Source organism: Micromonospora sp. NPDC005206 (assembly GCF_040608175.1).
Lineage (GTDB): Bacteria > Actinomycetota > Actinomycetes > Mycobacteriales > Micromonosporaceae > Micromonospora.
Map to the genome: position 1 here is coordinate 169,950 of NZ_JBEXHU010000012.1, position 12,186 is coordinate 182,135.

Sequence of the window (12,186 nt, forward strand, 5' to 3'; positions counted from 1 at the left end):
GTCAGGCGATGCGGGGACGAAGCCTCTGCAACGCGGCGGCAGCGACGATGACTAGTCCCTTGACGACCAGCTGCACGTTCGCGTCGATGTTGTTGAGGGCGAGGATGTTGTTCAGGATCCCGAGCAGCAGGGCGCCGGCGATCGTGCCGCCCATGGATCCACTGCCACCGGCGAGACTCGTCCCGCCGATGACCACGGCCGCGATCGCGTCCAGTTCGTAGCCGGCACCGTCGTTCGGGCTGCCCTGGTTGAGCTGACCGGCGTGGATGATCCCGGCCAGCGCGGCGAGCAGGCCGGAGATCGCGAAGACGGTGACCCGGACGCGCCGTACGGGCACGCCGGAGAGCCGGGCGGCCTTTTCGTTGCCGCCGATGGCGTAGACGTGTCGCGCGAAGGCGGTGCTGCGCAGCACGAGGAGCGCGCCGACGCCGATGGCGAGGAAGAGCAGGGCCGGCACCGGTAGTACCCCGTTGATCGAGCCGCTCAGCAGCGAGAACGTCTCGGGCGCCTCCTGCGGCCCGTCGCCGTAGGCGATCGGGATGCCCAGCCCGCCCGACCACATCCGGGCGATGCCCCGGGCCGCTTGCAGGCCGGCCAGGGTGACGATGAAGGACTGGATCCCGAGGCGGGCGACGATCGCGCCCTGGGTGGCCCCGAACGCGGTGCCGATGAAGAGCACGATCAGGACCGTCGGCGCGATGCCCAGGCCGCTGTCGACCATCAGGGTGGCCGACCCGACCGCGGCGAGCCCGAGCACCGCCCCGACGGAGAGGTCGATGCCGCCGATCAGGATGACGAACGTCATGCCGACGGCGATGATGCCGATCTCCGAGACCGCCCGGACGATGTTGGCGAGGTTTCCGGAGCTGAGGAAGACGTTCTCGCCGTTGCGGGACGGCGACACGGCGATCGCGATGAGGAAGACAGCGACGAGCCCGAACAGGCTCTGGAATCGGAAGAAGTTGTCGACGATCGCCTGCCGGTCGTTCGGCAGTCGGATCGCCCGGCGGCGGGGCGGTGTCTCCGGCGGCGATTCGGCGAGGCTGGTGGGGGTGGGCGGATTCATCGAGACTCCTTGACGTCGTCCCCGTTGGCCGCGGCGAGGATGGCTTGTTGGGTGGCGGAGGCGCGGGGCAGCACGGCAACCGTGCGACCGCGGTGCAGGACGACCACCCGGTCACAGAGGCTCAGCAGCTCCGGCAGCTCCGACGAGGCGAGCAGGATCGCCATGCCGGAGTCGGCGAGCCGGTGCAGCAGGTGGTAGATCTCGGCCTTGGCGCCGATGTCCACCCCTCGGGTCGGCTCGTCGAGCAGGAGCAGTCGCGGACGCATCAGCAGTTGCTTGGCGAACACGATCTTCTGCTGGTTTCCGCCGGAGAGGGTGGCCACGGCGATCGACGGTGACGCCGCCTTCACCGCCAGGGTGGTGAGCTGTGCGGCGACCGTTCGGCGCAGCAGCGGGCGGCGTACCAGCCCGAGTGTGGTCAGCGACGACAGCGCGGAGAGCACGACGTTGTCCGCCACGGAGTGCTCCAGCATCAGCCCCGCGCCGCGCCGGTCCTCGGGCACGAACGCCACCCCGTGCGCCAGTGCCGCCCGGGGCCCACCCGGGCGGTACGGTCGGTCGCCGATCAGCACCTGGCCGGTGTGCCGGCCGGAGCCGCCCGCGCCGAACAACGTCTCCAGCAGTTCGGTACGCCCGGCGCCCATCAACCCGGCGAGGCCGACGATCTCTCCGGAGCGCACCGTGAGGTCCACGCCGGCCGGCTCGGTCCGCCCGGGTACCGGCCGGCGGGGCGTCACGGCGAACCCTCGTACGTCGAGCAGCACGTCACCGGGTTCGTTGCGGCCCTCGCCGAAGAGCGCGTCGACCGACCGGCCGACCATGAGCTGGATGATGTCGTCGCGGGAGGCGACCCGTGGGTCGACGGTGCCGGCGACGCTGCCGTTGCGCAGCACGGTGACCCGGTCCGCGATGACCTCGATCTCCGCCATCCGGTGCGAGATGTAGACGATGCCGACTCCGGCTCGGCGCAGCTCGGCGATCGTCGCGAAGAGCCGTTCGACCTCGGCGTCGGCCAGTGCCGCGGTCGGTTCGTCCATGATCAGGACTCGCGCGCGCAGCGACAGGGCCCGGCCGATCTCGACCAGCTGTTGCTCGCCGACGCGCAGTGACCCCACGAGCCGGCGCGGGTCCAGGTCGGCGCCGAGTGTCCGCAGGTGCGCCGCGGCCTGCCGGCGCATCTCCCGGATGTCGACGGTACCCAGGCGGGTGCGCGGCTCCCGCCCGAGGAACATGTTCTCCGCGATGGACAGCCCGGCCACCAGGTCCAGCTCCTGGTGGATGGTCGCGATACCAGCGCGTTGCGCATCGGCCGGGCCGCCGAAGCTCACCGGCTCCCCGTCCACCTCGATCGTCCCGTCGTACTCGGTGATCACACCGGAGAGAACGTTGATCAGCGTGGATTTGCCGGCTCCGTTCTCGCCGAGCAGCGCGTGCACCTCACCGGCGGTGACGGTGAGGTCGATGTCGCGGCAGGCGTGCACGCCGCCGAACCGCTTGCCGATGCCGGTCATCCGGACCAGCGGCCGATCTGTCATGCGGCACCTCGTGGCTCGTCTGCGGGATCTGGGTTGGACGGAGTCGGAGACCCGCGCTCTGGGCCTCCGACTCCGACCGGTCACGAGGTTAGGCGAGCCTCGATGTAGTCGAGGCCGGCCAGGTAGCCGCTCGACGCGGCGGCCTTGCCGGTCACCGTGAGGGTGAGCGTGTGCCGGCCCGCGGTCAGCTCCCGCTGGCCGTAGTCCAGCGGGTCGCTGACGATCACCCCCGGCGAGTGGTACGCGTCGAACGCCTCGCCGATCCCGGTGCCGTCGATCGCCACCGTGTTGGTGCCGTAGTCCCCCGCCAGCGTCTGCACCAGCCACAGCTGGTAGGTGCCGGTCGTGGGCACCTCGAACGCCACCGTCACACTCCGGTTCGGCGCGTTTGGTCGGAACCACAGCTGTGCGCTCCGCGACCATTGGATGCCGCAGCAGTCGCCCTGCACCTCCGCCGGTGCGTCGGCGGAGACCGCGGGCAGCAGCGATTCGGCTTCGATCCGCAGCGTGTCGCCGGTGGCGGCCGACGCTGGCGCCGAGTAGGCGCCGAGGTTGCCCGCGGCGTCCACCGCGCGTACCCGGTAGTACCAGGTCTCACGAAGGCCCAGACCGCTGTGCTCGAAGCTCGGCCGTGTCGTGGTGCCCACCTCGTTGTCCGGTCCGGGCGTGAACCCGGCCTTCCGCGAGGCGAACACCTGGTAGCTCGGCGCGTACACGTCGTCGGAGGCCGGCCGCCAGGCCAGCGCCACCGCGTTGGTGGTGGCGCTGGTGGCCGTGAGCCCGGTGACCTGGCTGGGCCTGGTCCTGTCGACGAAGGGGGTGACCTCGCTCAGCACCGCGTACCGTGCCGCGGACCAGGTCGGGGCGCCGGCGGTCGGCCTCAACGTGACGGTCACCGTCGACCTGTCGCGGGTGAGCGTGGGCGGAAGCCGGAACTCGTCCTCCAGCCAGCGGTGCGAACCGTTGGCCAGCGGCTGCGACCAGGTGCCGGCGTCCCGCCCGTCGACCTGCACGGCCACCGACTGGTACCCGGTGGACTGGTCCCCCACCCGGCGCAGGACGGCACCGGTGTTGTCCCGGTCCAGGGCCACCCGGAACCGGATCGGCGTGGCCGAGGCGCGGGTGTCGTCGGTGACCGGCCGGGGTGCGCCGTCGTCGCCCTCGAAGGTCGCGGTGAGGACTTGGCGCTCGCCGCCGGAGGAGTACGCGTGCGCCGACTCGCTGCCGGCGTCGCCGACGTCGACGGTGTCGGTCCAGCGCTGAGCGACGGTGTCCTGCCCGTACCAGTAGGCGGTCGAGCCGTACCGGGCTGGATCCTGGTCGCCCGGACCGTGCTCGATGCCGAAACGCAGGTCGGTCGCGAATGACACCGCCTCGGCGAGCATCAGCCGGTACGCGCCGGTGCAGTCGTACTGGCAGCCGTAGTCGCTGACCTCGTGGGCCGGGTTGCCGTTGGTGGGCGCCGAGAACGTGCCGTGGTTGAAGTACCAGCCGCTCTCGTAGAAGTCCTCGGTCCCGGTGCCGTGGATGCTCGGGCTCTGCGCGCCGTCCACGTAGACCCGCTCATCGCCCTCGAGGTAGTTGCGTTGGTTGCCCGCGGGGATGTGCCCCTCCATGGTGTGCGTGACACCGACGAACTTTCCACGGCCGGCGACGTCGAGGAAGGCGTGGTCGGCGCCGGGGGTGGTGTCGGCGCTCGTCGCGGTGGCCCGGAAGTGTCCCGCCGTGCCGGTTGGGCGCAGTGCCGGCGCCCAGTGCGCGGAGCGTGCGGTGGTCACGGAGGCCGCCGACGTTGTGATCGGCACGCTGGATCCGTTGCGCAACTCGATGCTGAACCGTGACCGGTAGGGCATCGGCCACCAGGCCGACAACGTCGCGGTCGCCGGATCGACACCGAACATCAGCGATCGCACCGGGTGCAGCCCGAGGCCGGTGCCGAAGAACTCGCCGAGTGGCGCGTCCACGGTGGTCTCGCCGTCGAAGGTGATGCGCAGCCGGCTGTCCCGCAGCACCGCGTCGGAGGCCGCGACGGCCGCCTTGCGGTCGGCGTCCGCCGGGTAGCTCATGGTGTTGCTGCCCTGCCAGGTCTGGGTGGTGATCCGGTAGCTGTGGGCGGCCTCGGCGTCGGTGTGGGACGGGCCGAGGTCGAGGGTGTCGGTCCGCTTGGCGGTGCCGGCGACGAGGCTGTCGACCCAGTAGGTGAACTCGTTGACGTCCAGGTCTGAGGAGATGAACTGGTTCCGGATGGTGATCGTGGACTTGCCGGCCGTGGCACTCGCCGGAAGGTCGACGGTCTGGTCGAGCCAGGTGCCGAAGGGCACCGGGTCGTTGGCCGGCCACTCGGCGACCGGCACGCCATCCACGACGACCTGCGCCCGCTGGTGCCCGATGTGCGGGTCCAGCCGGCGGGTCAGCCGTACTCCGGCGTTCGCCGGGTCGACGGCCACCCGGAATTCGCTGCCGCCGCCGGAGCCGTAGGCGCGCCCGTCATCGGCGACCGGCGTCGGCGGCCCGACGAGTTGCGGGATCCGCAGCTGCAACGCGCTGATCGCGCCGGGGCCGACGCCGCTGGCGAGGGTCACCGCGCCCTTGGCGGGGACGCTGAACTGCCGGTCGGCGGTGGTCGCGCCGGGCTCCGGGCGCTTGGGGTCGCGGGTCCCGGCGGCCTTGAGCTGGTCGATGACGTCCAACGCGCGGTCCGACGGGTCGAAGGTGCGCACCCCGTCGGCGGTGGTGAACCTGCGGTAGGTGACGTGGTAGAAGATCGGGTTCTTCTCGGTCGTCACCCGCATCGAGCTGCGGTAGGTCATGGGCGCCTTGATGTAGACACCGCCGGAGCTCTGCGCCGCGTTGCCGACGACCGGGTAGACGAAGGGCGCGCCGAGCTTGCCGTCCACGACGTCCTGGAGCTTGGCGTCGAGCACGGTCACACCGTCGAGCACGACCTTGATGGTGCCGGTGGCGGAGACGTTGCCCTCGTCGCGGGTGAACCAGATCGAGTCGATCTCACCGGCGCCGGCAGCCTCGGCGAGGACGCAGCCCTCGGCGCCGGTGCGCAGGCACGAGTACTGGCCGGAGAAGCCGTCGTCGTTGCCGCCACCGCGGTCGAAACTCGAGAACTGGTAGGCCCGTGGTCCGTCGGGAAGTTCGGCGAGGCGGTCGAGCCTGCGGTAGACGTCCCATCCGGTGGGACCGTTGTCGGAGGGGCTGTGCGCCGCAGCCGAGGCCGGCACGGCTGGGCCGACCAGGGCGGTTCCGGCGACCAGCGCCGCGGTGAACGCGGCGCGCAGCAGGCGGCGAGCGGAGGTACGCGGTGCGGGGGTGGTGGGTGTCATGAATCGCCTTCCACGTCGGTGGGTGGGGCGGATCGCGGTGCAGTGGAGCAAGGAATCGATTTCTCACTGCAACAGCGATCAGGGTAGGCACGCCTCCACGCGACGGTCAATCCTCGATCGGTGTCGACGGCCGATGCTGTTGACAGCGACCCAACCTGCTTTTATCGTCCTCGCTCAGACGAGCAAACGATTTCTTCGATCGTGCGAGCACGCCACAGCACCACGTGGCGCACGGGCGTATTCTCGTTGCGGTGAGTCGAGGTGGTGGTGGATCGCGGTGACACCCTGCGGCTCAGCGTCAACCCGTGACCGTCGCAGACCCCCGTAGGATGCCGGGTTCCGGCACCGGAGCGCGCTCGGCGGACGCGCCGAAGCACCGCGGCGGACCAGTCGAGCGAATGGAGGCGGATGGAGGCGCATGGCGACGATCTATGACGTGGCACGGCAGGCTCAGGTTTCACCCGCGACGGTATCGCGGGTGCTGAACGGACGGACCACGGTCGATCCAGTCATGGCGGCGCGGGTGCAGCAGGCGATGCGGGAGCTCGACTACCGCCCCAACGCCGTCGCCCGCAACCTGCGCCTGAGCCAGACCAGCCTCTGGGCGGTCATCATCTCCGACATTGGAAACCCCTTCTTCACCTCGATGGTGCGAGGGGTCGAAGACGTCGCGCAGGGCGCCGGCTACTCCGTGGTCCTGTGCAACAGCGACGAGGACCCGGAGAAGGAGTCCCGGTACATCGCCGCCGCTCTGGCCGAGCGGATGGCGGGTGTCATCATCTCCACGTCGGGCCGACCGACCGTCATCAACCGGCTCGTCGAGGCGCGCATCCCGGTCGTGGCGATCGACCGTCAACTGCGTGGCGTCAGCATCGACACGGTACTCGTCGACAACGTGCACGGGGCCGAGCTGGCGACCACCCACCTTCTCGACAACGGCTACCAGCGGGTCGCCTGTATCACCGGTCCACGCCGGATCTCCACCGCCGCGCAGCGACTCCGCGGCTACCAGCGGGCGTTGCGGTCGCACGAGCGGGAGGCGACCGACAACCTGGTGCGGTACGCGGACTTCCGCGAGGAGGGTGGCTATCGGGCCATGGCCTCGCTGCTCGACAGTGACAACCCGCCCGACAGCGTCTTCGCGACGAACAACCTGATGACCGTCGGCGCGGTCGAGTGTCTCGTCGACCGCGGGGTCAAGGTGCCGGCCGAGTTCGGGGTGGTCGGGTTCGACGGCATCCCCTGGGCCCACCTGGTCAGACCATCGCTGAGCACCGTCTCCCAGCCGACATACGACCTGGGGCGGGCGGCCGGGGTGCTGCTCACCGAACGGATCGCCAACCCGGCGCGACCGCCGTCGACCGTCACCCTCAGCACAGGCCTCCAGGTACGCGAGAGCTCCAGCCGCCCGAGGTGACGGAGCGGGTGGCCAGCCGCCCGCGGTGGAGGCGGAGAGCCTGCCCCCACTGGCCCGTCAGGCTCCCCGCCCGTCATCCACCGGGCTCCGTTCCCTCGCCGTCACTCAGGTGACGCGCCCGCCGTCAGAGGTTGACCTCACCGCACAGGTGCACCCGGACGCCGAGTTCGGCGAACATGGCCGCCTTCACCCGCAGCGCCTTGTCGGCGGTCGCCGCATCCGGCGCGTAGGCGACGTTGACGTGGTTGGCCTTGTGCCGCGCCATCAACTGGTCCCGGTCGACCCCGTGCAGGACGGCGTGCATGATCGGCCACTGCGGGGTGGTGGCGTCCAACCGGCGCTGGGTCTCCTCGGCCGGCAGCTCGACGACGGTGCCGCGGCCCAGGTCCACGTGCAGCGCGCCGTCCATGATGAACACCCGGGACCAGACGATCTCCCCCGGCTTCGACACCCCGCTCAGGGTGCCCCCACCCAACGGGAAGAACATCGGCGGCTGGCGCATGCTGTACGACCTGTCGTAGCCACCGTTGTGTGACGCCGGCACCGAGCCGGAGATTTCGAACACCCAGACGAAGTCGTCGCCGTACCGCTCGCCCCACCGGATGTCGTGCAGCGTCGTCGCCGGGTCGAGACCCATCGCCGTCCAGATCCGGTTGGTGACGAGCGAGTCGACCGCCACCCCCTCGTCGACCTCGTTGAAGTGCGGCAACGGCGCCCCCGGGTACAGTTCGCGGCTCCCGTCGCGGCTGAGCACCGGCGGCCGCTGGACGTTGTTCAGCAGGCCCTCGGCGAGGTCGCTCGCCGGGACGGTGTCCTTCAGGCCCTGCTGGTACTGGATGCCCACCGCGTCCAGGCCGTAGTCGTCGGAGATGCGCAGGGCGGCGACGTACATCTTGAACTGGCTGAGCAGCTGCGCCTCGGTCAGCTCGCTGGCCTCGTCGGTGCCCACGTGAAAGGTCATCCCGGCGTCGTCCAGCCACCGGCGGACCGCTCGGGCCTCCTCGTCGGGTACCCGCGCCATCTCAGCGACCAGGGCGCTCTGCGACAGCCGCTCCTTGTAGATGCCAAGCGGATTGATCAACTCGTCGTCGAAGATGGCGTTGTACATCCCCATGCACCCCTCGTCGAAGACGCCGATGATCGCCTTCTCGGTCGCGAGCTGGACGGCCAGCGACCGGCCCAGCGCGACCTCCGGGTCGCCGGACAGGGCGGGCAGGTCGCGTACGTGGCTGGTGTCGTGGCGCAGCTCGCCGGTCTCGAGCCAGGTCCGCAGCCCGTCGACCGCCCACTCGTCGGTGAAGTCCCGGCTCCACAACGCGGAGTGCCGGACGCCGGCCTTGGTGAGGCTCGCGGTGAGGTTGAGCAGACCGACCAGGCCGGGGAACTCGCCGCTCCAGTTCGCCACGATGAGGATCGGCCCGCGGTGGCTGCGCAGCCCGGCCAGGACGTGGTGGCTGTACTGCCAGACGGCCTCGACCACGATCAGTGGCGCGTCGGCGGGGATCCGCTTGAAGACCTCGATGCCCGCGCGCTGGCTGTCGATGAAGCCGTGTCCCTTGCCCGCGTCGACGCCGTGCCCGCGCTCGACCTTCCAGCCGAGCGCGTTGACCGCTGCGGTGAGGTCCGCCTCCAATTTCTGCTGGGTGGGCCAGCAGGTGACGTTCGCGCTGAGCCGGAGATCGCCGCTGGCAACCGTGTAGACCGTGCCGGGTGCCGCCGACGGCGGGTTGGCGGGCACGGGCAGCGTGTAACTAGTCATGGGGCGACTCCTCTTGTGCGTTGCTCTTCGCTGGCGTCCGTCCGAGCGGCGGCCAGGAAACGGACCTGACGTGCGGCGAGCGCGTGAGCGACCCGCTTGGAACTCGTGTAAAGCTCGCGATACAGCCCGTACAGCTCGTGGTAGTCGGCGACGAACTCGGCCCGTGGCTCGCAAACCTCCGTGACGGGATTCCACGCCTCGATCGAGACGGTCCACCCCGTCTGCGCGGCCAGGAACGCCGCGCCGTAACTGGCTCCGATGGTCTGCGCGGGGATCACCTGGGCGCGTCCGATGACGTCGGAGACGATCTGCGTCCAGAGCCCACCCCGGGTGCCCCCGCCGACCGCGACGACGCGCCGGATGTCACCGCCGCTCGCCTCGATGGTCTCGATGTTGTGGCGTACGCCGAGGCCGGTCGCCTCCAGCGCGGCTCGGTAGAGGTCACCGCGGTCGTGCGAGACGGTGAGGCCGGCGAGGATGCCCCGGGCCTGCGGATCCAGGATCGGCGTACGTTCGCCGGCGAAGTACGGCAGCATGAGCAGCCCTCGGGCGCCCGGACCCGAGGCCTCGGCGAGGCGGAGCAGGTCGGGATAGTCCGGCGAGCCGAACAGCTCGCGCAGCCACGCCGTGATCGCCCCGGACGTCGCCAGGCCACCGGCGTGATTGCGGGTCCCGGGCAGGGCGCCAACGGTCCCCCACAGCGCCGGGTCGGTGACCCGGGCCGCGACCGTGTGCACCAGGAACATGGTCGTGCCGTACATCAGCATGAGGTCGCCGACGCCCTGAGCGCCGACGCTGATCGCCTCCGACCAGGCGTCGATGGTTCCGGTGATCACGGGGACGCCCGGCGGCAGTCCGGTCATCGCCGCCGCTTCCGCCGTCACCCGGCCTGCCACATCGCCGGGCCAGCGCAGTGGAGGCAGGATCAACCCGGGGGCGATCTCGGCGGCCCACGGGTGGTACCAGTCGTGGCCGTCGGTGTCGTACAGCGGCGTGCACTGGCTCGCCGAGTGGTGGTCCAGCACGTACTCGTCGGTGAGCTTGACGGCGAGCCATGAGCTGGGCATGAACAGCCGACGGGCGCGGCGGAAGAGGTCCGGTTCGTGGTCGGCCACCCAGGCCACCTTCGCGCCCGCCGCCTGACTGGACAGCGCAGAGCCGCACCGACGCAGGATCTCGTCCGCGCCGAACCGCTCGTTGAGCCGGTCGATCTGCTCGGTCGCGCGGGTGTCGACGCCGTACAGGATCGCCGGGCGGAGCGGGACGTTCGCGGCGTCGGTGAGCAGTACGCACGGGCCCATGCCGCTCACCCCGACCGCGACGACCTCGGCGTCGCCGGGTGCCAGCAGGTCGCCGCTGAGCGAGACGAACTCCTGCCACCAGACGTCGGCGTCCATCTCGACCCACCCGGGCCGTGGCCGGCTCACCTCGTGCGTCCGGATGGACGACCGCAGGACCCGGCCATCGATGTCGACGAGCACGCCCTTGCTGCTCGATGTGCCGATGTCCACGCCGAGGACAGCCGCGACCTTCATGGCGCCACTGTTCCAGCAATCGATTTCCGAATCAAGGCCGAGCCGCTCACGTATCTCTCCGGCCACCGGCGCCAGGCCGAACCTTCGTCGACCCACACCCGGTCCACGGAACGGGCTTCGAGCAGGCTCAGCGAGAAATCGTTAACCGATCAGCAGGCCGTGCCGGTGCGGTTCACACCCGAGCTTCGGCGGGTTGCGGAGGTGCGTCGAGCGGCAGGTCACGCAGCCGGCGGATCGGGGTCGACAGGTAGATGATCGGGGACAGCACGGTGAGCCCACCGAAGATCAGCAGAGTGGTGCGGGCACCGATCGGCCCGGCCAGGGCGCCGGCGAGCAGGCTGCCGAGCGGGATGGCGCCCCAGGAGACGAACTTGACCGTGGCGATCACCCGCGACAGGAGCTCCGGCGGACTGGCGAGCATCCGGTAGGTGCGGGTGGTCACGCTGAGCACCACCGAGGAACCGGCGAAGATGAGGTTGCCGGCGGCGAAGGCGAGGTAGGCGGCGGTGCCTGTGCCCAGCGGGATGATGAGTGCGCCGGCCACGCCGACGAAGGCCGCGACGATCAGGCCGCGTGCGGTGCCGACCCGATCGGTGAACCGGGTGGTGAGCGCGGCGCCGATTAGCGTGCCGAGGCCGTCGGCGGCGAGCAGCAGCCCGACCATGAGCGGCGACGCGTGCAGCTCGCGCACCAGGTAGTACGGGAAGAGGGCCAGCATCGCGCCGCAGACGAAGTTCGTCGCGGTGGCGTCCCACATGGCCGGCCCGATGATCGGGTGTCGGAGTACGAAGTGCCAGCCCTCGCGGATCATCGTGACCATCGGTGGCCGCTCGGCCGGTCGCTGCACCCGCCGGGCCGGGAGGGTGCGCAGCAGCACGGCGGAGACCAGATAGCTGACGGCGTCCACGAACAGCGTCGGCACCGCACCCAGCAGTTGCACCGCGAGTCCGCCCAGGGACGGCCCGCCCAGCTGGGTGGCGGCGTGCGTACCGGAGTTGAGGCTGTTGCGCGCCTGCAGCTGCGCGGCGGGCACGATCTCCGGCAGGAAGGTCTGGTTCGCCACGTCGAACAGCACGTTGGCGAAGCTCACGACCAGGGCGACCGCGATCAGCTGGGCGACCGTCAGTGCCTCGAACCACCAGGCCAGGGGGACGGACGCGATCGCGAGGGCCCGGATCAGATCCAGGGAGACCTGCATGCCGCGCAGTGGCACGCGCTGAACGATCACCCCCGCCGGCAGGCTGATCAACAGGTACGCGAGATAGCCGGCCGCCGTGATCAGACCCATTTCGAGCGCCGACGCGTCCAGCACGGTCAGTGCGGTCAGCGGCAGGGCCACCGCGCCGACTGCCGAGCCGAGGTGACTGGTGGTGCCGGCGACCCACCAACGCCAGAAGACAGTAAGTCTCATAATGGAACTGACTATAGTGGTGGGTGGGGAAGGAGTCGACCTCACCGATGCGGACTCGACTCGTCACGGCCGGTGTCGTGCACGAGGCCGCCGGGCAGCACGACGTCAGCCGCGCAGTCGCACGTGAT

7 protein-coding genes are annotated in these 12,186 nt (G+C 70.5%); 1 reads left to right on the forward strand and 6 read right to left on the reverse strand.

The window, feature by feature from the left end; genetic code table 11:
* Nucleotide 1: 1 nt before the first annotated feature.
* The 3 genes from ABZU69_RS19895 to ABZU69_RS19905 form a co-directional block, all read right to left on the reverse strand.
* Nucleotides 2–1,066, reverse strand: a complete 1,065-nt coding sequence (locus tag ABZU69_RS19895) for an ABC transporter permease (RefSeq protein WP_354965813.1) — start codon at nucleotides 1,064–1,066, stop codon at nucleotides 2–4.
* Nucleotides 1,063–2,601, reverse strand: a complete 1,539-nt coding sequence (locus ABZU69_RS19900; RefSeq protein WP_354965814.1) for a sugar ABC transporter ATP-binding protein — start codon at nucleotides 2,599–2,601, stop codon at nucleotides 1,063–1,065. Before ABZU69_RS19900 ends, ABZU69_RS19895 begins: the two co-directional genes overlap by 4 nt.
* Before the next feature lie 80 nt (nucleotides 2,602–2,681).
* Nucleotides 2,682–5,936: a DUF2961 domain-containing protein gene (locus ABZU69_RS19905; protein ID WP_354965815.1), complete on the reverse strand. Its 3,255-nt coding sequence runs from the start codon at nucleotides 5,934–5,936 to the stop codon at nucleotides 2,682–2,684.
* 418 nt (nucleotides 5,937–6,354) lie between these two features.
* Here ABZU69_RS19905 and ABZU69_RS19910 point away from each other — a divergent pair, with 418 nt between their 5' ends.
* Nucleotides 6,355–7,353: a LacI family DNA-binding transcriptional regulator gene (locus ABZU69_RS19910; RefSeq protein WP_354965816.1), complete on the forward strand. Its 999-nt coding sequence runs from the start codon at nucleotides 6,355–6,357 to the stop codon at nucleotides 7,351–7,353.
* A gap of 124 nt (nucleotides 7,354–7,477) precedes the next feature.
* On the opposite strand, the gene ABZU69_RS19915 is transcribed toward ABZU69_RS19910, so the two are convergent.
* From ABZU69_RS19915 to ABZU69_RS19925, 3 genes are all read right to left on the reverse strand, one after another.
* Nucleotides 7,478–9,112 (reverse strand): fucose isomerase, encoded by a 1,635-nt coding sequence (locus ABZU69_RS19915; protein WP_354965817.1) that lies wholly within the window; start codon nucleotides 9,110–9,112, stop codon nucleotides 7,478–7,480.
* Complete coding sequence (locus ABZU69_RS19920) at nucleotides 9,109–10,647, reverse strand: FGGY-family carbohydrate kinase (protein WP_354965818.1); 1,539 nt, start codon at nucleotides 10,645–10,647, stop codon at nucleotides 9,109–9,111. Before ABZU69_RS19920 ends, ABZU69_RS19915 begins: the two co-directional genes overlap by 4 nt.
* Before the next feature lie 172 nt (nucleotides 10,648–10,819).
* Entirely contained in the window at nucleotides 10,820–12,058 is a 1,239-nt protein-coding gene (locus ABZU69_RS19925) for an MFS transporter (protein WP_354965819.1), read from the reverse strand.
* Nucleotides 12,059–12,186 lie beyond the last annotated feature (128 nt).

What these genes read in the sequence shown, in the direction of transcription:
- ABZU69_RS19895 (WP_354965813.1), bottom strand. Translation starts at nt 1,066, where the DNA reads ATGAATCCGCCCACCCCCACCAGCCTCGCCGAATCGCCGCCGGAGACA.
- ABZU69_RS19900 (WP_354965814.1), bottom strand. Translation starts at nt 2,601, where the DNA reads ATGACAGATCGGCCGCTGGTCCGGATGACCGGCATCGGCAAGCGGTTC.
- ABZU69_RS19905 (WP_354965815.1), bottom strand. Translation starts at nt 5,936, where the DNA reads ATGACACCCACCACCCCCGCACCGCGTACCTCCGCTCGCCGCCTGCTG.
- ABZU69_RS19910 (WP_354965816.1), top strand. Translation starts at nt 6,355, where the DNA reads ATGGCGACGATCTATGACGTGGCACGGCAGGCTCAGGTTTCACCCGCG.
- ABZU69_RS19915 (WP_354965817.1), bottom strand. Translation starts at nt 9,112, where the DNA reads ATGACTAGTTACACGCTGCCCGTGCCCGCCAACCCGCCGTCGGCGGCA.
- ABZU69_RS19920 (WP_354965818.1), bottom strand. Translation starts at nt 10,647, where the DNA reads ATGAAGGTCGCGGCTGTCCTCGGCGTGGACATCGGCACATCGAGCAGC.
- ABZU69_RS19925 (WP_354965819.1), bottom strand. Translation starts at nt 12,058, where the DNA reads ATGAGACTTACTGTCTTCTGGCGTTGGTGGGTCGCCGGCACCACCAGT.